The organism is Ignavibacteriales bacterium (genome assembly GCA_016709155.1).
GTDB lineage: Bacteria > Bacteroidota > Ignavibacteria > Ignavibacteriales > Ignavibacteriaceae > JADJEI01.
Genome location: JADJEI010000013.1, coordinates 284,243 through 306,277, shown reverse-complemented (window position 1 = coordinate 306,277; position 22,035 = coordinate 284,243). Strand labels below are relative to the sequence as shown.

Sequence of the window (22,035 nt, the reverse complement as noted above, 5' to 3'; positions counted from 1 at the left end):
CCATTATGGTTGATATATCCTTAAATGAAAAAGTAATAAAATCACTTGAGAAAGTCCGCCCCTTCCTTCAGGCTGATGACGGTGATGTTCAACTAATCAGCATTTCGGAAGATGGAATTGTAAAAATAAAATTCTCGGGTGCTTGTCTCGCCTGTCCGATGTCGCCGATGACTTTGCGCGCCGGTATCGAGCGGCAGCTTCTGCTTGATGTGCCGGACATCAGACGAGTTGAAGCAATCATAAATTAGTATTGGAATAATTTGAAATGACTACAACTAAAAAATCCACTTATATTCTCCTGGCTGCTGCTCTACTCATTAGCTTTTATATTTTGTATTTACTCGCAGATGTTGTAGTGATTTTAGTCATTTCGGTTTTGCTGACTTTCATATTTATTCCGCTTGTTTCCATCTTTGAAAAAAATGGTATGAATAAACTTCCGGCTACATTAATAGTCTTTGCATCCGCTGGATTTTTAATTTACTTATTGCTCTCTTTTTTCATTCCAAAATTTTTCTTTCAGTTAAACCAATTGCTCAATTCGCTTCACGATTTTTCTCTTCACGACAGCTTAGTTAAAATTGATAAGGAGATTTACACCTACCTGCCTTTTTATACCCCCGGCGAACTTGTTACGCGGGTTGAAGATTTTGTTTCCTATCAAATAGTTCACTCGTTCGATAGGATTAGTGACTTGCTCTCAGGCATCGTTTCAATAGTTGCTATTCTTGTTATTGTTCCGTTCATTACATTCTTTTTACTGAAGGACAGCAGGAGAATTTTTCGCGGGATTTTACAGGCAGTTCCTAATAAATATTTTGAAATGTCTTATTGGATTTTGAAAGGCATTTCTAATCAACTTGGAAGATTCGTGCGCGCATGGATCTTTGACGCAACTTTTGTTGGTGTTACAATGGGTTTCGGTTTATTTTTTATCGGCATTGATAACTCCCTCCCTTTAGGATTGCTTGCCGGACTTGGTCACCTTGTACCTTATTTCGGTCCGGTCATCGGGGGTATCCCCGCAATGGTTTTTTCCGTGATTCAATATGGTGACTTCTCGCAAATTCCGTACATCACTCTACTTTTACTTACCATTTACACTTTGGATAATGGAATAGTTCAGCCTTTTGTATTTTCTAAAAGTGTTGATATGCACCCGATAGTTATAATTCTTCTTATTATCGCAGGCAGTCAGTTGTTTGGAGTTTTAGGAATGCTTCTGGCAGTTCCGACAGCAACAGTAGTTAAAACCGCTGCTTCACAGGTATATTTTACCTTGAAGAATTACAAGATAGCCCGCCTCTAAAAAGACTTATCGCTCATGCTGACCAAAATTCTATACATATTTTGATTCAGAAGATTATAATGGCAAACTTTTTTGCCAGATTGGCTTGCTTACTTTTACAATACGATCATGAAGCTTCAAAGCCCTATTGCAACTTTTTACAATACAGCCTTGAACGTTCAGTTCCCTATTGCAACTTTTTACAATACGACCATGAAGCTTCAAAGCCCTATTGCAGATTTTTGCAATATGACCATGAAGCTTCAGAACCCTATTGCAGATTTTGACAATACGACCATGAAGCTTCAGGACCCTATTGCAGATTTTTACAGTAGTATATTGAAATTTTAGATTTGACGATTACAAAACCTCCGAGGTTTTCCTAAACCTCGGAGGTGTTAGTTGATCAATTTCTTAATCACTTCAACAGATCTGATTCCTTCAGCTTCTGCACTGAAGTTGGTGATGATCCTATGCCTTAGCACTGGAATCAGGGCTGATTTCACATCATCAATATTCGGTGTGAATCTCCCTTCGATAATTGATTTTGTTTTTGCTGCAAGTATCAAATACTGTGACGCACGCGGACCGGCGCCCCAGGTAATCCAATCCTTTATAAACTTTGGAGCTTCAGGATTTGCAGGACGGGTTAGGTTTACAATTTTTACTGCATATTGTATGACATTATCAGCGACAGGAACTCTTCTAACTAAATTCTGAAAGGAAGTTAATTCACTACCATTAATTACTTTTTGCAATTTTGCCGAATACTGACTTGTGGTTGTTTCAACTATTTTTAGTTCTTCATCAAAGCTGGGATAATCGAGCCAGAGATTGAACATAAAACGATCGAGCTGAGCTTCGGGCAGTGGATAGGTTCCTTCCTGTTCAATAGGATTTTGTGTTGCCAGTACGAAGAATGGTTCATCAAGCTTATAGCTCACTCCGGCAGCAGTTACTTTATGTTCCTGCATAGCTTCGAGAAGTGCAGCTTGAGTTTTGGGAGGGGTACGGTTTATTTCATCTGCTAAAATTATGTTAGCAAAAACAGGTCCCGGTATAAATCGAAAATTTCTTCTTTTAGTCAGCGGATCTTCTTCAATTAATTCTGTGCCGGTGATATCGCTGGGCATAAGGTCGGGGGTAAACTGAATGCGGTTGAATTTGAGATCCATCACATCGGCTAATGATTTTATCAGCAGTGTCTTTGCAAGTCCCGGCACCCCAACGAGCAGGCAGTGACCATTTGACAGCAACGCAATAATTATTTGATCAATTATTTCATTCTGCCCGACAATAACTTTAGCAAGTTCCTTTTTTATTGAAGATACTTTTGTTTTAAGTTCTTCGACTAATTTTATGTCATCAACTTGTGAATCTGAGTCTTTCAATCATCAACCTTTTTTTTAATTATTATGTTTTCAAGAGAAAGCCATCCTTCGACAGGCTCAGGATGACAACGATAGAATTCTTTAGAGATTTTTTTAATAATTTTTCGGAAACTTAATTTTTTACTTCCCAAAAGATTTGAGATTTTAATTCTGCCATCCAGCTTTCATATTTTTTTTGCTTTTTCTGTTCATCGGCAAGTTTTTTCAACTCGGCATAATCAATTTCAAGATCGGCTGGATGCTGTGGAATTTTTTCTTCAAGATAAACAATGTGGTAGCCGTAATTTCCGGCAGAGTATTCAATTCGTCTCGGAAAACTTACTTCCCCCTGCTTCATTTTAGAAACAACATCCAAAAGGTTTTTATCAAGCTGATTGATGTAGTAAGTTCCAAGATCACCGCCAAATGGAGCGGTTTCTTTATCCTGACTATATTTGACAGCGAAAGATTTGAACTTACTCACATCCTGCATAATGCTGTCGCGAACATCAGTTAATAATTGGATTGCTCTTAGATCAGCTTGATCGTCTGCTTTTATTTTAATTAGTATATGGCGGGTGTGAATTGATTCGCCGCGTCTTTCAAGAAGCTGTATGATATGGAATCCAACAGGCGACTCAACTACTGCTGACAATTCTCTGGGCTGTAAATCGAAAGCGGCTGATTCAAACTCAGCATAGAAAACACCTTTTTTAACAAATCCGAGATCGCCGCCGGAAGCAGCACTGCCGGGGTCCTCGGAATACTTAATAGCAAGAGTTCCAAAGTCAGCACCATTTTTAATTGAATCTAAAAGCGACTGAGCAAGTTGATAATATTTTTTCTTTGAATCGTCCGAAGCTTTCGGATTTATATAGATGTGAGAGATTTTCAATTTTTCAGGAATCACACCAAGGCTATCTTTATAGAGGCTGTAAAACTCTTCCACCTCCCTGCGGGATGCTTCGGTATTCCCAAATTTCTTTTGTTGAAGCATTTGCACCATCAGGTTTTTTCTGACATCATCTTTTAATTCGCGCTTAATTTTTTCTACTGTCATTCCATAAACCTGCTCGACTTTTTCTTTCGAGCCGTATTGCTGGATAAAAGAATTGATTTGATAATCAATACGCTGATTAACTTCATCATCGGTTACTTCAATTGAATCAAGTTTAGCTTGGGCATATACAAGTTTGTCTTCGATCATTGAGTTCAGAATTTTTTCTTTAAGCCCTGGGGTATTAATATCAACCTTCCTTTGAGATGCAAATAATGCTGTTTGAAAGTCGAGTTCACCTTGTGAAATAATTTCATTATCTACAATAGCTGCAACTTTATCGAGTACCTGTTGAGCCATTGCCGAAAAATTTAGTAACCCTATTAGCGCCAAACACAGAATTTTTTTCATTTACTTTCCGTATATAATTTCAATTTCATTATTTGAGTAAAGATCTTTTAAATAAGCATCAATAATTTCTTCTCTTTTAACCGCAAGATATTCCGCTTCGACAATATTTCGTGCAGCTTCGAACGGCATTAGTTCACCTGTCTCATAACTCTGAAGCAATTGGAGTACTTCATAATGATGGTTTTCATTTTCAAAAACAATACTAATTTCATTCGCTGACAAACCATTAACTAATCTGAAAGATCGGGCAGAAAAGAAATCATTTTCTGTGAACAGCGAATTGATCACAGAAGAAAGAAAAACAGAATCGCCGCTGAATGCATTTACTGCTTTGTACCAATCACTCTCAACAGCAGTTGTTCTAAATTGTATTGCCTGATCTTCATCTTCAAATTCAACTTTGTTTATTAAAAAAGTTTTTGCCGTGATATAAAAAGCTGATTATTATTTTCATAGAATTTCTTAATATCTTCAGTTTCAAAATTGAATGAAGCATCATCAATAATTTTTTTTAATAGAAATGAAGCTGCAAGTTCTTTGCGGGAATTTTCTATTATCCTTTTGTATTCGACTTCGTCCGTGATACCATCAGATTTTGCTTCCTGGTACAGCAGCTCTTTTTCTATCCACTGCCTGATAATTTCTTCACGGAATTTGCCTTTTAAAGAAGATAATTTTGAGAGATTTTCAAATTCCTCTGCGGAAAGATAGGTATCGTTTACTCTTGCAAGATATCCATCTTTCGGTTTTTCCTCACCGCAGCTTACGAAAATAACTGCGGTGAGAAAACCAATAACTATATTATTCTTGTTTAAAAGCTTTTTGAAGCTCTTCATAAAAATATTGCGGGTTGTAAGTATTCTTTAGTCCACTGATATAATCGTTCTCCAACCGCTTGCTTTCCATTTCCTGCACGGTGCCTGAAACTTCTGGTTTGGCTTCTTCAAAAGTTTTTAATCTTGATGCTTCTTTCGAATTTAATTTGAAGATAGAATAACCCGCACCATTCTTAAACGGGGTTGAATATTCGCCAGTGGTTTTGAGCTTGTCAGCTTCGCGTGAAAGGACGGAAGAAGTCACATCAACCAGTCCATAATTTCCTGCTTTAGTTTTAAATCCTGGTCGTTCGGTGTATTTGAATGCTAATGAATCAAAATTTTCACCCGACTGAAGCAATGAATAGTAATGATTAATCAAAGAATCTTTTGCAGAATAAATTTCACTGAAACTTATTTTATCAGGCATAACATAATTTGATTTATTCTCTTCCCAATAGTTATAAAGTTTTGTACTATCAACGGAAAGTTTATTCCATACTTCTTCCTCTTGAAGTTTGAAAATATAAATTCCATCTCGATAATCTTTCATAAGAGAAGCAAACTGTGGATCGCGTTTATCAAGATTCATTGCGTCTTCTTCCAAAAAGCATTTCGCCGGAGATTTTTTTAAGAGCGGGTTCAAATGCTTCTGATTTTAATTCTTTGGAAGCGAATTCTTTATCCTGTCCTATTCTCTGCAGAACGTCCAATGCATTAAAGTTTTTGCCTGCTGCAGTGAACAATGTCATCGCACCGATCTCATCTTTCTTCGGATGTTCTTCACCAAAATGGAAACCATCACTATTGGCTAGTAAAAAATCGACTGTTTGTTGATTCTGCTGAAAATTATATTTCGCCTTTAATGAGTCAACTAAAATATTATTATCGTCATTGAATCTTCCCTGACGATAAACTTTTTTCAAATTTTCTTTTTCTGATTCGAATGGAGGGATGGGTTGTTTGTCTGTACACTTAATAATATGATAACCAAAATTTGTTTTAACAACATTGGACACTTGACCAATTTCAAGATTAAATGCAACTTCATCAAATTCTTTTACCATCATACGACGTTCGAAAAATCCAAGATCGCCGCCTTTATCCTTTGAGCCTGGGTCCATTGAATATTGTTTTGCTACCTCTTCAAAACTTTCGCCTGAACTTAGCTTGGCAAGAACAGTATCCATTTTTAATTTCGCTGCTGCAGAATCAATTTTGCCTTCACTGTCCTGGTAACTAATTAATATGTGGCTTGCCTTAATTTTGGCGATGCGCGGTTTTCTGTCGGTTACTTTAATAATGTGAAATCCAAATTTAGTTTGAACGAGAGCGGGATATATTTGACCTTTAGGAGTATTATAAGCAGCATCTTCAAACTCCCAGGGAAGCTGCCCACCTGTTACATAAAAAATATCGCCGCCGGATGCTTTGGAAAAATTGTCATCAGAATGACGTTTTACCATAGTTTCATAATCAGCGCCGTTGTTAATGCTGTCAAGATAAATTTGAGCAACTTGTCTTAATGAATCAATATTGCTTCCGGCTGTTGCGCGCACCATCAAGTGGCTGACTCTTAATTCTTCTTTTCTTCTGTCATAGAGTTTTTCAACCGCAGGTTCCACAACTTGTTTTTCTAAAATATATGAACTACCGACTTTCCTTTGATAATCTAATAACTCAGCAGAAAGGATTTCGTTGTTATCAAAGCCTCTGATTGAGGCGTCTCTTAATTTCATTTTGAAATTGGTATAAAGATCAAGAAAATTTTGAAGTTTCGGAAGTGAATCTGTTTTTGCTTCTTCAATTCCGCCGACATTTTTGCATAAGCTTCTTCGAACTCTTTCATCGTGATCTCTGTATCATCGAATTTTGAAACTATTATTTCGGAATGTTCAGGCGAACATGATGAAAGCAGCAAGCCAAATAATCCAATGATCATAAAAAGAAAAGGTGAACGCATTTATATTTATCTCCTATAAAATGTTATTAAATTTAATTTTAAATTTTACCCAATAGGGCTATGAAAAACAAGGTAATTTGATTGTGATAGCACAATTATCTTTGTGTTTTCTAATCTTTTATACCCGCAATCAGTTATTTATTCAGAATCATTTTTTTTGTTTCGACAAAATTTCCTGCTTTTAATTGATAGAAATAAACAGCACTGGAAATATTGACAGTTTGACCCGTATTAAATTCTACTTCGTATGTGCCGGGTTGTTGTTGTTCGTTTACAAGTGTAGTTATTTCATTTCCAAGTACATCATAAATCTTTAGTGTTACTTGCAGGGAAGCTCCTTGCAATGTTTCGATGTTTGGAATAACATATTTAATTTTTGTTGTCGGGTTGAATGGATTCGGATAATTTTGTTCAAGTGAAAATACTTTTGGTGAAATGACTTCAACTTCAATTATATTCGAATATTCGAAACTGCCATCAAAATCAATTTGCTTCAATCTATAGGTAATAAAACCGGATGGTGAATTTTTATCTATGAAAGAATAGGAATTTTGTTCGGTTGTTGTCCCATTTCCTTCGATAAAAATTAATGTTTTAAATTCATTTTCCTCTTTAGTTTTTCTTTGCACTTCAAACCCGGAATTATTTTTCTCGGTAGAAGTAATCCAGTTTAATAAAACATCTGTTCCAATAACGTTAGCTGAAAATGATTCAAGTTCTACAGGAATAGGGAAATAATTTGATGCATCAAAAGCATTTAGTATGCCCCATCCTATTGAGTTATTTGGATTGTTATGATTGGAGGAAGTATTCCACATTGCTTCGCGCACCATCATCGGCGTGAGATTAGAATTAACAGAAAGAATAAGTGCAGCCACACCGGCGGTTAAAGGACAGCTAAATGATGTTCCCGAAGCAGTGGTATATTGATGATCATTTGAAGGGCTTGCAACTACAACACCATCACCCATCGCCATAACGTCCGGTTTTATTCTGCCATCAACTGTAGGACCAACACTGCTGAACGATGATCGCTGACCATTGCTTTCGACTGCGCCGGCAGTAATTATGCTGTCGCCGTCGGCAGGCGCACCAAGTGTATTATGGCTTGAATTAAATCCTGAGTTGCCGGCGGAGTTTACTACTACTATTCCAAGACTAACGGCAATATCACCGGCAATTGTTATCAACGCAGTGTTCCCGTCCATATCTTCCCAGGTATAGCTTTGGAAAGGAGGGTCATAATCAAGATATCCGAGTGAAGTGGAGGTTACATCAACGCCAATGCTATCAGCCCATTCGAGTGCGGCAATCCAGTTATCTTCTTCAACCGGAGTTTCACTGTCGGTATTTTCAGTTTTAGCAAGAATAAAATCTGCATCGAATGCCGGTCCAATAATTTTCCTTCTTTGAATCCGCCAATGGTAGAAAGTGTTTCCGTTCCGTGAGAACCGCTTCCCATGTCGCCTTCGTCGCCAACGTTTGAGTCACCATTTACAAAATCCCATGCAGCGATAATATTCATAGTGCTAAAAGATTCGTGAGTAAGCCGGTTGAATCCAGCATCCATCAGACAAATTGTTACCCCCTGCCCAAAGTAACCCAAATCATGCAGTGCCGGTACATTTATTTGTTGAAGCTGTGTGAATGAATTTCCGTAGTTGAATGAATTTGGCTGATCAGGATTTTTAGTTAATTGATTATCTGTAAAAATTGGATTAGTGTTTTCATTTTTTATTTCGTCATTTTTATATCCTCGAACAATGTCAATTGATTTAATGAATGGCAGATCTGATAGCCGGCTGAGTTTTGAGGACTCGATATATCCCGAAACACCATTTAACCAGCGAGATTTATTTTTGATCTCAAATCCATTGATTTGTAATTCGTTGATATAATCAGTATTTACTGGAATATCGTAATAGGAGATCAATGAAGATTTTGAAAGTACCTTGCTTCTTCTATTAAGTGATTTTTCACTTACAACCTGCTCGGGATTGCTCAGAAAATAATTTGTGTTGCTGCCTTTATCTTTCAAGAAAATCCAAACAAGCACTTTATCATTGCTTTGTTTACTCATTAAAACATTTTTTAACTGCGAGGATAATTTGTTTTCTGATTGAGTTAAAACTGCAATTGAAGCAAAAACTATTATCCACAAAACTTTTTTCATTCTATTCTTCCCTTAAATTTATTATTTGACTCTTGTTCCATTATTTACATTATCAGGTAAATTCAAAACCTGCAAACCACCTTCTGAAGTTTCAACGGCTAATATCATCCCATTTGATTCTAAACCCATTAGCTTTGCAGGCTGCAAATTTGCAACGATCACTACTTTTTTACCAATCAAATTTTCCGGTTGGTAAGATTTTGCTATCCCTGCAATAACCTGTCTTTCTTCATTTTCTAATTTAACTTTTAACTTTAAAAGTTTTTCGCTCTTCGGAACTTTTTCAGCTTCAATAACTTCTGCGGTACGGAGTTGAATTTTCATAAAATCATCGTAAGTAATCAGTCCAACTTTTTCTTTTTCAACTTCCGGCTTAGGAAGTTTGGTTACCTGAGCTTCTATTTTTTCGTCTTCAATTTTTGGAAAAAGTATTTCACTTTGATTCAATTGATGTCCTTCTTTTAATTGAGGTTTACCGCAATCTTTCCAATCAACTGGTTTTGCGTTTAACATTTTAAATAATTTTTCTGTTGAAAATGGAAGCACCGGCGAAAATAATTCTGCTAAAGTATAAATTGTTTGCAAACAAATATTTAAAGTTGTTCCGCATCTTTCTTTGTTAGATTTAACAGTCTTCCAAGGTTCGGTATCATTAAAATATTTATTGCCGTCACGAGCAAGATTCATAATTTCATTCACGCCATCGCGAATTTTATACTTTTCAAAAAAATCAGCTACTCGTTTCGGATATTCTGAAATTTCTTTGAGCATATCTTCATCGATTTTTTCAAACTTTCCAAGAGCAGGAACTTTTCCATCGAAATGTTTAAACACAAACGTAAAAGTACGATTGATAAAATTGCCAAGAATATCAGCAAGCTCGCTGTTATTTCTTAATTGAAATTCTTTCCAGTAAAAATCCGTATCACGTGTTTCAGGCAAGTTTGCTGCAAGTGTATAACGAAGCAAATCAGGTTCAAACAAATCTAAAAACTCATCAACATCAATTCCCCAATTTCTACTCTTAGAAAATTTCTTTCCCTCAAAATTTAAGAACTCATTTGCAGGAACATTTTGAGGTAAACAATATTGTTCCTTTCCACCTTCATTCCACGCCATTAAGATTGCCGGAAAGATTATTGTGTGAAATACTACGTTATCTTTACCAATAAATGCGATGTATTTAGTTTTTATATCCTGCCAATATTTTTTCCAAAGTTCTGGATCATTTTTTTGCTGAGATAATTCTTTTGTGGATGATATGTATCCAAGCACTGCTTCAAACCAAACGTAAATTACTTTTCCGGCAGCAGAGTCAACAGGAACTTTTATTCCCCAATCTAAATCTCTGGTAATTGCTCTATCTTTTAATCCATCTTTAAACCAACCACGGCAATATTGAAGTACGTTTTCTTTCCATCCATACTTTTCATTCATCTCATCAACATACTTTTCTAAAGCAGGTTGATATTTGCCAAGCGGGAAATAATAGTGCGATGTTTCCTTCAACTTTGGCGTTCCACCGGAAATTTTACTTTTAGGATTTTTTAATTCTGATGGATCATAGAGCGAACCGCAATTTTCACATTCATCGCTGCGTGCTTCTTCGTTACCACATTTGGGGCAAGTACCTTCAACATAACGATCAGGCAAAAACATATTTGCTTTATCATCATAAAACTGGAGTGATTTTTTCTCAACAAATAATCCACGATTATAAAATTCAAGGAAAAATTCTTTAGCGGTTTCGTGATGAATTGGAAGACTTGTGCGCGAGTAATTATCGAAACTCATTCCAAATCTTGCAAAAGCTTTTTTATTGGCTTCGTGATAGCGATCTATAATTACCTGAGGAGAAACTTTTTCTTTATCTGCACTAATTGTTATTGGTACACCGTGTTCATCAGAACCACAAACGTAAACAACATCATCACCATTTAATCTTTTGTAACGCACATAAATATCTGCAGGAAGATATGCGCCGCTTAAATGCCCCAGATGGATCGGACCATTTGCATAAGGAAGTGCAGAAGTAACAAGTATTTTTTCTTTTGCCAAAATTAGAATCGTTATTAAGATTTACAGAATTTGAGTGGGAAATATAAGGAATTTTAGAAAGACATAGACATTTACTCTGTTACGAATAACCTATTTTATATTCAAATAAATCTAATTTTTGATCAAGCCAATATTAATAAAACATAATATTTTTATCATTAATTGAGCAAATCACATAAAACGTTTTTGAGAATATTCTCAAGCTTTCATAAATTTTCCCTAATTTTGTTCATTATTTTTATAAAACATTTTTAGGAAGATCAATATGGAAAATCATTCAAAGATAAATTTTGAAACAATGTGTGTTCATTCAGGTATTGATGAGTATGAATATGGCTCTGTAGTTCCACCGATTTATCAAACATCTACATTCAAATTTGAATCAACAGACGATGGCGCAGCAAAATTTGCAGGCGAAAAAAAAGGTTACATTTACACAAGAATGTTAAATCCTACCATCAAGGCTATGGAAGATGCGATTGCTGCACTTGAAGGCGGACACAAAGCACTTGGATGCGGCAGTGGAATGGCTGCGGTTCACACAATATTTGCAGCACTAACTCAGGCTGGTGATCACGTTGTTTGTTCATCCGCTGTTTATGGACCAACAACAACTTTACTAAATACAATAATGAAAAAATTTGGTGTCGAAACTACATTTGTTGATACATCCATTGTTGAAAATGTTTCAAAGGCAATTAAACCAAATACAAAGGTAGTCTATTTAGAAACTCCCGGAAATCCTACTCTTAGCATTTCTGATATTGAAGAAATATCAAAGATAGCACATAAGAATAATGCTGCGGTTGTTGTTGATAATACATTTATGAGTCCTGCATTGCAAAATCCAATTGCGCTTGGCGCTGATGTTGTTATGCACAGTCTTACAAAATTTTTAAATGGACATGCCGATGTTGTTGGTGGAATTATTGTTGTGAAAGATGAGCCAACTTATTTGCAGTTCCGAAAAACATTAAATCAACTTGGCGGAGTTATTGATCCTTTCAACTCATTTCTTGTCCATCGCGGGTTAAAAACTCTTGCATTAAGAATGGAAAAGCATTGCGAAAATTCCCAGATTATAGCTGAGTGGTTAGAGCAACATCCCTTAGTTGAATCAATTCGATATCCTGGTTTAAAATCTCATCCTCAATATCAGGTGGGATTAAAGCAGCACAAGGGTTCTGGCGGAATGATAACAATTGAATTAAAAGGTGGATTAGAAGCCGGTAGATTGATGATGAACTCGGTTAAACTTTTTCAGCTTGCTGTAAGTTTAGGCGGAGTTGAAAGTTTGATTCAGCATCCTGCAAGTATGACACATTTTTCTATGGGCAAAGAAGCAAGATTGGCTGGTGGAATTACAGAAGGTTTGGTTAGAATTTCTGTTGGAATTGAAAATGTAAACGATCTGATCGCTGATCTTGAACAAGCGCTTCAGAAAGTTGAAAAAGCGCAATTGGACGAAGCGAAAGTAAAAGTTTAAGAGCGGACTGAAGTTCAATTCAAGGTCAAGTTCAAGTTCAAGTTCAAGGTCGAGTTCAAGATCGAGGTTTAGAACAAGTTTTTAATACTTGAATCTTTACCATTTACCGATGATTTCCTGCAATTCACCGAATAGTACTTTATTTGGTGATTATTGAAAATTATTTTGCCTGCGAGAAAAATAAAAGCCAAAGGAAAATAAAAATGAACGAAAATATTGAAACAGGAACCCGAACTGGAACTGCAAGGTTGGTTTTCGGCGCCGCTTTGATCTTCATTGGAGTGATGTTCTTATTCAACTCTATGAACATTTTTAACTTCGATGTTGCAGATGTAATTTTTTCCTGGCCCTCATTTTTTATTTTTGCCGGACTAATTCTAATTGTAAAAAGCAATAAGAAACTCGTCGGCTCCATTTTTGTAATTCTTGGAGTGTTCTTTTTAATCCCGAAGGTTTTTTATTTTATTAGTTATGATGATGAAGTCATAGTTCCCGTTATAATTATTGCTATTGGAGTTTACATCCTCCTGCACAAAAGAGGTGAAACGACAGCCAATACGCAAACTCACAAAGGATTTTTTAACCGAACTACTACAACGAATGTAAACAGAGTTGACGATGTTGCTATCTTTGGAGGGGGCAATAAAATAATCCTCAGCGATCATTTTGAAGGAGGCAGTGTTACATCGCTTTTCGGCGGCTCCGAAATTGATCTTAGCCAATGCAAACTTGCCGAAGGAAATAATTTTATTGATTTGATCGCTGTATTCGGCGGCAGTACTTTTATTGTGCCGCAAGATTGGAATGTTACTCTGGACGTTCTTCCTCTTTTTGGCGGCTTCAGTAATAAAATTGTACGACATCCGAGTGTGGTTATAGACAGCAGTCGCAGACTTATTATCAAGGGTATTGTACTTTTTGGCGGCGGTGAGATTAAAGCAAGATATTAATCTCCATCTATTAAACTATGAACAGCCATCCGATTCTGAGTGATGTTAAAAACATAATCATCTACATAGTGGCATGGTTATTTGTTTCAATTTTTTATTTTCTTTTAATAACATTCAGTTTAAATATAAGCTACTTACTTGCACTGGCTGATAGTTTGGTGTTTAATTTTCTGCTCGCAGTTATCGGACTAAGTTTCTGGTATCCGGCAAGATTCATTTCTTTCGATGAAAAAATTTATAAAGTTTTAGTTAACCACTTGGTTAGTTCTATTTTTTCTACAGTTATTTGGTTGAGCCTTGGATATTTTTTAATCAATTTAATTTTAAATGACAATAAAGATTATATTCCATTCTTCGGAGGCTCAATTGCATGGAGGTTTTTGCTTGGTATCCTTTTCTATTTTGTCATCACTTCATTTTATTATCTGATAGGTTATTCAGCAAATCTTAGAGAAAAAGTTGTTAAAGAAGCGGAACTAAAAAATTTAATCACACACGCCGAATTGAGAACACTAAAATTTCAGATAAATCCTCATTTCATTTTTAATAGTTTAAATTCTATGAGCGCATTGACGGATATTGAGCCTGCGCGTGCTAAACAAATGATAATTAAACTTGCAGACTTTTTAAGATATACACTCGCAAACAACGATCAACAAAAAAACTCACTCAGCGAGGAATTAAAAAATATCAGACTCTATCTCGATATAGAAAAAGTCAGATTTGAGGATAAGTTTGAATACGTAGAAGAGTTTGATCCTGAGTGCGGCAGAGTTGAAATACCAAGTATGATTTTACAGCCTATTTTTGAGAATGCAATAAAGCATGCAGTCTATGAAACGTTTGATAAAATTTTAATAAAACTAACCTGCAGCAGACATGAAAATTATTTAGTAATTTCAATCAGCAATAACTTTGACGGCGAGTCGCATAAAAAAGGAGCAGGTGTCGGATTAAAAAATATAAAAGAAAGATTGGACTTGATTTATCAGCAGGAAAACTTGCTCGAAGTAAAGAAAGAAAATGGTAAATTTATAGTGAACATTTATATTCCATTAAAAAATAATTCGTGAAAATCCGTGTAATTCGTGGCAAGAATTTTTGCCACTAATTTCACTAATTAACACTAATTCAGGAAAAATTATGAACGATAAAATAAAGACAATAATAATTGACGACGAAACATTGGCAAGACAGATAACTAAAAAATATCTCTCCACCCATCCTGAAATCGAAATCATCACGGAATGTTCAAATGGATTTGATGCTATAAAAAAAATCAACGAAGAAAAACCGGACTTAATATTCCTCGATATTCAAATGCCAAAGCTAACCGGCTTCGAAATGCTTGAGCTTCTCGAAAATCATCCCGTGATAATTTTTACAACTGCTTATGATAATTATGCTATCAAAGCTTTCGAAGTGAATGCTGCAGATTATTTATTAAAACCAATGCCGCAGGATAGATTTGAGGAAGCTTTGAAGAAAGCTAAAATTAATCTTCAAGATAAAATTTCTTATCAACATACTATTCAAAACATTATTCATCATAACGAAAAGAAAATTGAAAAACTCGAAAGGGTAGTAATTAAAGATGGCACAAAAATCACCATCCTCCCTCTCGATCAAATAAGGTGGATTGAAGCACAGGATGATTATGTACAGATATACACGGACAATTCAAAATACTTGAAGAAAAAAACTATGAAGTATTTTGAGAAATACCTTAACGCCAATTTTATCCGGGTGCACCGTTCATATATTATAAGTGTTGATTACATCAAACAACTTGAAATGCAGCCGAATGAATCCTACAAAATAATTCTAAAGAATGATGTTCAACTTCCTGTAAGTAAAACAGGATTGAACAGACTTAAAACTCTTTTATGAAATTTCAAGCGATGTCTTATCAATATAAAACCGCCTCTTTAGTGACGAACTTTGCATGGAATTTATTTATTACTCCATGTCCAATTAATCTTGCAGCCTCTTCATACGTAGTTAATCCTGTATTCACAACCAAATGATAAAGGTGGGGATTTTCAATATCCTTATTAAAATTTGACTTCACATAATTCTTTCGTGAATTATCCTCCCGTTTAATAAAATCACCAGCTTCCTTTTCACTCATAGAATAATGCTTCATCATTTTCTGTACACGATTTTCTAATGGAGCAACAAGCCTGACATGAAAAGTATTTGGAAGTTTAGCCGTGATAACATTTGCAGCTCTTCCAACAATTACAACGTTCCCCATCCTTGCAAGTTGAATGATAGTTTCGGTTGTTTTATGAAGCAGCGTCCATTTTGAAGGATGAATTCCAAGCAGTTCATTTACGACTGAAGAAATGTTGCTGTACTTATCCTCTTTCATAAATTCACTTAATTGTCCTGGAAGATTATGATCTGCTAAAACTTTTTCGATAAGCAGTTTATCAAAAAAAGTCCACTCGCAAGATTTATCTTTAGTAGCAGCCTGCAAATAGGAGATAAGATGTTGACTGACAAACCCCGCCCCCGCACCGGTTTCTCGTGAAATTGTTATACAGGGACAACTCGATTTAATTTCATTAAGCTCTAATTGCCCGGATTGATGTGAATGAGCCTCAATATAACGACGACATTTTTCGTAGGCACCTAAAGTTAACATGGCAAAAACTCCTTGTAGTTTTGATAATTAACCAAAGGACAAAATTATTTTCGCCTGTAATTTAAATTTGTTTCAGAAAGAATCAAGTTTGATTGATAAAGCAAAACTTTTGCTTTTTGCTAATCGGGAATTTCAAACCATTGTCTAATTATTTTTGAATGTTCACTTTCTCTTAAAATATTTTCAAATTCATTCTTATGTAAATCATATTTGTAATCTTTCGCCCACAAAGAAATATTCTTGACAATCTGATTAACACCGTCTGCAATGAAATATATTTCTTCGTTAGTCATTGTTGGATGAATTGATAACCTTACCCACCCCGGTTTTTCGGATAAATCACCGTGATTAATTTTTTCTGTGATATTATGTGATTGTTCGGGAGTAACGTGCAGCAGATAATGTCCGTAAGTACCGGCACAGGAACACCCTCCTCTCACCTGCACTCCGAAGCGATCATTTAATAATTTCACAATTAAATTGTAGTGGATATTATCTACATAAAATGAAATTGCACCAAGCCGATGTTCAATGTTATCTGCCAAAATACGAAGTCCGGGAGTTTTTCTTAATTCAGTAAAAACAATTTTTACAAGTTCATCTTCCCTATCACGCAATTTTTTAACACCCATTTTTTCTTTCAACTGAATGCACAAAGCGGCTTTAATAGTTTGAAGAAATGCAGGCGTTCCGCCATCTTCGCGCGCTTCAATGTTTGAGACAAATTTATGCTGCCCCCATGGATTTGTCCAATCCACCGTGCCGCCGCCTGGATTATCGGGAATCTTATTTTTATAAAGTTTGGAATCAAATATTAGTATGCCAGAAGTTCCCGGACCGCCAAGAAATTTATGCGGTGAAAAAAATATTGCATCAAGTTTTTCCAAAGGATCAGAAGGATGCATATCTATTTTAACATAAGGCGCAGCACAGGCAAAGTCAATAAAACAATAGCCGCCATTTTGATGCATCAACTTTGCAAGCTCATAGTATGGAGGAATAATACCTGTAACATTTGAGGCTGCCGTAAAGGAACCGATTTTTAATTTTCGGTTTTTAAATTTCTCAAGCTGAATAATAAAATCATTAATATCAACGCAACCCTCTTTATCGGGTGCGATGACCACAACATCAGCAATAGATTCAAGCCATGTAGTTTGGTTGGAATGATGCTCCATGTGCGTTGTGAAAACAACCGGCTTCAATTCTTCAGGAAGACAAATAAAATCTTTCAGTTGCTCTGGAACCCGGAGTCCTAAAATTCTGATAAACTTATTTACCATTGCCGTCATTCCTGAACCGGCAGAAATAATCACATCATCCTTTGATGCATTGCAGTGCTTTTTAATTATCTCCTGCGCAAGATGATATGACTGAGTCATCAGTGTTCCCGTTTCGCTCGCTTCCGAATGGGTATTGCCGACAAACGGTCCAAACAACTCACACATTTTTTCTTCAATTGGTTTGTAAAGTCTTCCGCTTGCAATCCAATCTGCATAGATTAATTTTTGAATACCGTAGGCAGTTTCAAAAGTTTGATTGCAGCCAACTATATTTTCTCTAAATGGATGGAAATATTCTTCGAGTGAACTCATAATAAACCTTAGTTATTTTTATGCAAAATAAAGAAATAATTCTGTTTGAAGAAGATTAAAGATTTATCGAAACTTTTCAATTAGTAACGATTTTCTCTATTTTTATTTTGTAAAACAAACTCAGTAAAAATGAAATCAATAATTGCAATAGACAGCGGCGGATCAAAATCAAAATGCGCTTTATACGACCTTGACGGTGAAACGATTTTCGAAATCACTGGGCCGGCTGCAAATATTTTAATCAATGAAGCAAATAGAACTGCTGCTGATCTATTTTCTCTCATCGAACGATGCATTGATAAATACAATCTGAAAGTTGAAGAAGTGGAAGCAATTATTATTGGTGCAGCGGGTGCAGGAAGGAAACATCAAGCTGATAATTTTAAGAGTATTTTGAATGCATATTCCCATTCGAAAGGTAAATCATTCAAAAATATTTTTATAGAAAGTGATATTAGAATTGCTCTCGAAGGTGCTCACGCAGGAAAGCACGGCGCGGTATTAATTGCCGGCACAGGATCAATAATCGCTGTAAAGGAGGAGAATAACAATTTTTTTACTCTTGGAGGTTATGGCAGAATTATTGGCGATGATGGTGGTGGTTATTCAATTGCCAGAAAAACATTAAATATTTTTTCTAAACAGATTGACGGCGTAATTCCCAAAAGTCATCTGTTTGAATTTTTAAAAGATGAATTATCTGTTGATGATAGAAATTCACTGATTGATTTAATTTATTCGACAGATTATAATATTGCTAAACTAGCTGAAGTGATAATCACTTTTTACAATAAAGATGATCACGTACGAAAAATTATTAATGATGAATCTGATGAACTGATCAGTCTTGTTGAAGCGGTCATCAATAAAACAGGAAACAATAAATTTAATTTATGCCTGATGGGAGGCTTGCTTGAAAATGAAAATATTTATTCAAGTATTGTACGGCAAAAAATTAAAAACAGTCTACCTGAAGTTAAAATCCAATCACCTTTATTCTCTGCTTTGGAGGGGGCATTTATTCTTGCTCAAAAACAAATCATAAAAAACTCCAACATTAAATGATAGATAAAAAATCTCTTAAGCCCTGGAGCTGGATCCCCTTCTTATATTTAGCCGAAGGGCTTCCTTACGTACTTGCAATGAGCGTCTCCGTTATTCTTTACAAGCGGCTTGGAATTTCTAATACGGATATTGCTCTTTATACAAGCTGGCTTTATCTGCCGTGGGTGATCAAACCGATTTGGAGTCCGTTTGTTGATGTGTTGAAATCAAAACGCGCGTGGATTTTGTCTATGCAGTTTATCATATCTGCTCTGCTTGCTGCAATTGCGTTTACTATCCCCTCCTCTTCTTTTTTTCAGATAACACTGGCGATATTCTGGCTGCTCGCCTTTGCTTCGGCAACGCACGATATCGCTGCAGATGGTTTTTATATGCTTGCCCTCAATCCACACGAACAATCATTGTTCGTTGGAGTGCGGACATTGTTTTATCGAATTGCAAATATTGCGGGGCAGGGGTTGTTTGTGATTCTCGCTGGAAATCTTGAAACATCTTTTAATAATTTAAGCTTCGCATGGTCGGTGGTATTTATGATCATCAGTGGAATATTTTTTCTACTATTTATCTATCAGATATTTGCACTTCCCAAGCCCGGCGTGGAAGTAATTACTAATGAAAGTATTTCTGCACAGGCTAAAAATAATTTCGTTGAACCCTTCGCAGAGTTTTTTCGGAAGAAGAATATCTTTTTAATTATTTCTTTTATTCTGGTTTATCGTTTGGGTGAATCGCAGTTAGTAAAGCTTGCTTCCCCCTTTCTGCTTGATAAACAAATAGTCGGTGGTCTCGGACTTTCAACTTCAGATGTTGGATTTGTTTACGGTACTGCGGGAATTATTGCGCTAACAATTGGCGGATTACTTGGCGGTATTGCAGTTGCACGAAACGGCTTAAAACATTGGCTTTGGTGGATGCTCATTGCAATTAATCTTCCTGATCTTGTTTATGTTTATCTCGCTTATTCACAAACTTCTAATTTCTTCTTGATTAATCTTTGCGTAATTTTAGAACAGTTTGGTTATGGCTTTGGATTCACTGCTTTTCTGATGTACTTAATTTATATCTCTGAAGGGAAATATAAAACATCGAGTTATGCAATAGCAACAGGCTTTATGGCACTCGGGATGATGCTGCCGGGCATGATAAGCGGATGGATACAACAGCAAGTTGGTTATCAGTTATTTTTTATCTGGGTTTGTATTTCCACCCTCCCGGCTTTTATTATAGCCAGATTCATAAAAGTTGATGCTGACTTTGGCAAGAAAAATTCTAAATAATTTTTGAAAGATATTTATGAAACATTTTGTTGTAATAGTAAAATACAAAGCCGATCCTGAAGTAATGGACGAACTTCGCCCGAAACACAGGGAATATTTGCAAAAAGGTTATGATGAAAAATTACTTCTTGTTTCGGGACCACAGCCGACACGCCAGGGGGGTGTGGTTGTTTGCAGGGCAAAATCTTTGGAGGACATTAATCAATTTTTCAAATCTGACCCGTACAAAATTGCTGATGTTGCTGAATATGAAATTATCGAGTTCACTCCAGTAAGTCATCAGAAGTTTTTAGCTGATTGGCTGAATGCACTTTCGGATTAATAAATGTAGGGATCGGTCTTCTTTTTTCAAATGTAGGGATCGGTCTCCTGACCGAGCCGGTAAGCCGTGATTCAAAGCTGAAATGGTTCTTGAACGATTAAACACCTCCACCCACAACGGAACGGACGGGAGTCCGTTCCCTTCGTAAGAATGCTGCCTTTGAACACAATTATAGATGAATAAATTTTATAATGATGTATTACATCGCATACTGCATTTGCAAATGGAGTGAGTAGTAATTGGCAAGTGTATTATTAAAAGTTAAACCATACTCTGTGCCCAAGCCTAACTTAATTCCTTTCAAATTGAAGTTACGGAAATCTATTCCAATTAGAACTGAAAGCACAGTTCCGTAATCCCACACATTTGTATCACTGAACATTCTATCATTAAGTGCAAGCAGCCCCACCCCTTCTTCGAGAAAAATTTTATTATCAAAATATTGAGTGGTGATTCCTTTAAGATCAATTCCCATTAAAAATGGATAGTACTTATCCCTTGTATCAGGAAGTATTGAGTTAAAATCCTGCGTATATAAAAAACTTAAACGAGGGGTTACGTTTGGAATAATTTCAAACCCGCTTTCGACAAAAATGGAAAAACTAAAACTTCCCTGGCTAAAAGAGTTGCCGGTGATCAATCCGCCTCCGGCGTAAAAGCCTGCACTAAAATCATTTTGGCAAAATATTTCTTTTGAATTAACAGCAACTAATATTAAAATTAGGCACAGAGTTATTGAATATTTTTTGATCATATTTTTCTCTTGTTTGTATTAATAAAATAACTCGTATCTAAATTAAATAAAAGGATAGAAATGAAAGACAAACTTTATCATTACAAAGCAGTTGTTACAGCAGTTTATGACGGCGACACCTGCACGGTTGATATTGACCTCGGTTTGCATACGTGGATTAAGGGTGAAAAGCTGAGACTGATGCGAATTGATGCGCCGGAATTAAAAGGTAAAACACGCAGCAAAGGATTAGTCTCGCGGGATTATTTGCGCAGTCAGATTTTGAATAAAGAAATCCTTATCGAAACAATTAAAGACGCAAAAGAAAAGTACGGAAGATATCTCGCCGAAATTTGGCTTGAAAATGAAAAGGGAAAACTTCTAAACATAAATGATGAATTAGTTAAAAACGGTTTTGCGGTTTATAGAAAGTATTAATCAAAATGAATAAAACATCAGAAATAAAAATCACTGTGAAGCTTGATGAAAAAAACATGCCTGTAAAAATTAACTGGTCTGCTACAGATGCAGGATTCGATGGCAGCCGCGAAGCAAAAACATTAATGCTGTCGTTGTGGGATCCGCAAGATAAACTCACCCTTGCAATTGACTTGTGGACAAAAGATATGATGGTGGGTGATATGTATTTACACTTCCAGCAAATTTTCCAGAAGATGGCGGAAACTTTTCAATCTTCCACCAACAATATCGAAGCCGCAGAAATGATCAGAAAATTTGCGAGAGAGTTTTCAAAGAAATTGGAAGAAGATAAAGCAGTTTAGTTTTACAATTCCTGCCTTCTGATGGGCACCAAAGGACTATGTTTTAAAATCAATATAGAGAGTTTTGATGAACAATTGACTTTGGAGAATGAGAACAAAA

24 protein-coding genes are annotated in these 22,035 nt (G+C 35.9%); 11 read left to right on the top strand and 13 right to left on the bottom strand.

Annotated features, from left to right (window positions below):
- Window positions 1-5 precede the first annotated feature (5 nt).
- Window positions 6-248 carry a NifU family protein gene (locus tag IPH11_14545; protein MBK6914802.1) on the top strand — a complete coding sequence of 81 codons (243 nt, stop codon included), beginning with the start codon at window positions 6-8 and terminating at the stop codon, window positions 246-248.
- Window positions 249-265: 17 nt separating this feature from the next.
- Window positions 266-1,309, top strand: coding sequence for an AI-2E family transporter (locus tag IPH11_14540; protein ID MBK6914801.1), 1,044 nt, complete (start codon window positions 266-268; stop codon window positions 1,307-1,309).
- A gap of 377 nt (window positions 1,310-1,686) precedes the next feature.
- Here IPH11_14540 and IPH11_14535 read toward each other — a convergent pair whose 3' ends face one another.
- The 10 genes from IPH11_14535 to metG all read right to left on the bottom strand — a co-directional run bounded on the left by IPH11_14535 (window position 1,687) and on the right by metG (window position 11,075).
- A complete protein-coding gene (locus tag IPH11_14535; protein MBK6914800.1) occupies window positions 1,687-2,679 on the bottom strand; it encodes an AAA family ATPase in 993 nt (330 codons plus the stop codon).
- 112 nt (window positions 2,680-2,791) lie between these two features.
- On the bottom strand, window positions 2,792-4,066 hold the full coding sequence (locus IPH11_14530; GenBank protein ID MBK6914799.1) for a peptidylprolyl isomerase: 1,275 nt from the start codon (window positions 4,064-4,066) through the stop codon (window positions 2,792-2,794).
- Complete coding sequence (locus IPH11_14525; protein ID MBK6914798.1) at window positions 4,067-4,288, bottom strand: hypothetical protein; 222 nt, start codon at window positions 4,286-4,288, stop codon at window positions 4,067-4,069.
- Between the two features lie 185 nt (window positions 4,289-4,473).
- Entirely contained in the window at window positions 4,474-4,902 is a 429-nt protein-coding gene (locus IPH11_14520; protein MBK6914797.1) for a hypothetical protein, read from the bottom strand.
- Window positions 4,868-5,473 carry a peptidyl-prolyl cis-trans isomerase gene (locus IPH11_14515; protein MBK6914796.1) on the bottom strand — a complete coding sequence of 202 codons (606 nt, stop codon included), beginning with the start codon at window positions 5,471-5,473 and terminating at the stop codon, window positions 4,868-4,870. Before IPH11_14515 ends, IPH11_14520 begins: the two co-directional genes overlap by 35 nt.
- On the bottom strand, window positions 5,463-6,620 hold the full coding sequence (locus IPH11_14510) for a peptidylprolyl isomerase (GenBank protein ID MBK6914795.1): 1,158 nt from the start codon (window positions 6,618-6,620) through the stop codon (window positions 5,463-5,465). The genes IPH11_14515 and IPH11_14510 overlap by 11 nt, the downstream gene beginning before the upstream one ends.
- Complete coding sequence (locus IPH11_14505) at window positions 6,617-6,844, bottom strand: hypothetical protein (protein MBK6914794.1); 228 nt, start codon at window positions 6,842-6,844, stop codon at window positions 6,617-6,619. The genes IPH11_14510 and IPH11_14505 overlap by 4 nt, the downstream gene beginning before the upstream one ends.
- A 134-nt stretch (window positions 6,845-6,978) precedes the next feature.
- The gene (locus tag IPH11_14500; GenBank protein ID MBK6914793.1) at window positions 6,979-8,052 is read right to left on the bottom strand and encodes a S8 family peptidase; all 1,074 of its coding nucleotides are present in this window, start codon (window positions 8,050-8,052) and stop codon (window positions 6,979-6,981) included.
- 62 nt (window positions 8,053-8,114) lie between these two features.
- A complete protein-coding gene (locus tag IPH11_14495) occupies window positions 8,115-9,017 on the bottom strand; it encodes a hypothetical protein (GenBank protein ID MBK6914792.1) in 903 nt (300 codons plus the stop codon).
- Window positions 9,018-9,038: 21 nt separating this feature from the next.
- Entirely contained in the window at window positions 9,039-11,075 is a 2,037-nt protein-coding gene (metG, locus tag IPH11_14490; protein MBK6914791.1) for a methionine--tRNA ligase, read from the bottom strand.
- A gap of 265 nt (window positions 11,076-11,340) precedes the next feature.
- On the opposite strand from metG, the gene IPH11_14485 reads away from it, so the two are divergent.
- The 4 genes from IPH11_14485 to IPH11_14470 all read left to right on the top strand — a co-directional run bounded on the left by IPH11_14485 (window position 11,341) and on the right by IPH11_14470 (window position 15,401).
- Window positions 11,341-12,561, top strand: a complete 1,221-nt coding sequence (locus IPH11_14485; GenBank protein ID MBK6914790.1) for an aminotransferase class I/II-fold pyridoxal phosphate-dependent enzyme — start codon at window positions 11,341-11,343, stop codon at window positions 12,559-12,561.
- Window positions 12,562-12,764: 203 nt separating this feature from the next.
- Entirely contained in the window at window positions 12,765-13,511 is a 747-nt protein-coding gene (locus IPH11_14480) for a hypothetical protein (GenBank protein ID MBK6914789.1), read from the top strand.
- 17 nt (window positions 13,512-13,528) lie between these two features.
- Entirely contained in the window at window positions 13,529-14,584 is a 1,056-nt protein-coding gene (locus tag IPH11_14475; GenBank protein ID MBK6914788.1) for a histidine kinase, read from the top strand.
- Between the two features lie 70 nt (window positions 14,585-14,654).
- Window positions 14,655-15,401 carry a LytTR family transcriptional regulator DNA-binding domain-containing protein gene (locus tag IPH11_14470; protein MBK6914787.1) on the top strand — a complete coding sequence of 249 codons (747 nt, stop codon included), beginning with the start codon at window positions 14,655-14,657 and terminating at the stop codon, window positions 15,399-15,401.
- A gap of 19 nt (window positions 15,402-15,420) precedes the next feature.
- Here IPH11_14470 and IPH11_14465 read toward each other — a convergent pair whose 3' ends face one another.
- Together IPH11_14465 and IPH11_14460 are read right to left on the bottom strand one after the other, a co-directional pair.
- Window positions 15,421-16,161 (bottom strand): cytidylate kinase-like family protein, encoded by a 741-nt coding sequence (locus IPH11_14465; protein MBK6914786.1) that lies wholly within the window; start codon window positions 16,159-16,161, stop codon window positions 15,421-15,423.
- A 119-nt stretch (window positions 16,162-16,280) separates the two neighbouring features.
- Complete coding sequence (locus tag IPH11_14460) at window positions 16,281-17,756, bottom strand: aminotransferase class V-fold PLP-dependent enzyme (protein MBK6914785.1); 1,476 nt, start codon at window positions 17,754-17,756, stop codon at window positions 16,281-16,283.
- Window positions 17,757-17,885: 129 nt separating this feature from the next.
- On the opposite strand from IPH11_14460, the gene IPH11_14455 reads away from it, so the two are divergent.
- Genes IPH11_14455 through IPH11_14445 form a run of 3 tightly spaced genes read left to right on the top strand, consistent with a single transcriptional unit; the run spans window position 17,886 to window position 20,420 of the window.
- Entirely contained in the window at window positions 17,886-18,821 is a 936-nt protein-coding gene (locus IPH11_14455; protein ID MBK6914784.1) for a hypothetical protein, read from the top strand.
- Entirely contained in the window at window positions 18,818-20,098 is a 1,281-nt protein-coding gene (locus IPH11_14450; protein ID MBK6914783.1) for an MFS transporter, read from the top strand. The genes IPH11_14455 and IPH11_14450 overlap by 4 nt, the downstream gene beginning before the upstream one ends.
- A 16-nt stretch (window positions 20,099-20,114) precedes the next feature.
- Window positions 20,115-20,420, top strand: a complete 306-nt coding sequence (locus tag IPH11_14445; GenBank protein ID MBK6914782.1) for a GTP cyclohydrolase — start codon at window positions 20,115-20,117, stop codon at window positions 20,418-20,420.
- Window positions 20,421-20,619: 199 nt separating this feature from the next.
- Here IPH11_14445 and IPH11_14440 read toward each other — a convergent pair whose 3' ends face one another.
- Window positions 20,620-21,174 (bottom strand): hypothetical protein, encoded by a 555-nt coding sequence (locus tag IPH11_14440; GenBank protein ID MBK6914781.1) that lies wholly within the window; start codon window positions 21,172-21,174, stop codon window positions 20,620-20,622.
- A 60-nt stretch (window positions 21,175-21,234) separates the two neighbouring features.
- Between IPH11_14440 and IPH11_14435 the strand changes: the two genes are divergently transcribed.
- Together IPH11_14435 and gldC are read left to right on the top strand one after the other, a co-directional pair.
- Window positions 21,235-21,591: a thermonuclease family protein gene (locus tag IPH11_14435; GenBank protein ID MBK6914780.1), complete on the top strand. Its 357-nt coding sequence runs from the start codon at window positions 21,235-21,237 to the stop codon at window positions 21,589-21,591.
- 5 nt (window positions 21,592-21,596) lie between these two features.
- Window positions 21,597-21,935 carry a gliding motility protein GldC gene (gldC, locus tag IPH11_14430; protein MBK6914779.1) on the top strand — a complete coding sequence of 113 codons (339 nt, stop codon included), beginning with the start codon at window positions 21,597-21,599 and terminating at the stop codon, window positions 21,933-21,935.
- Window positions 21,936-22,035 lie beyond the last annotated feature (100 nt).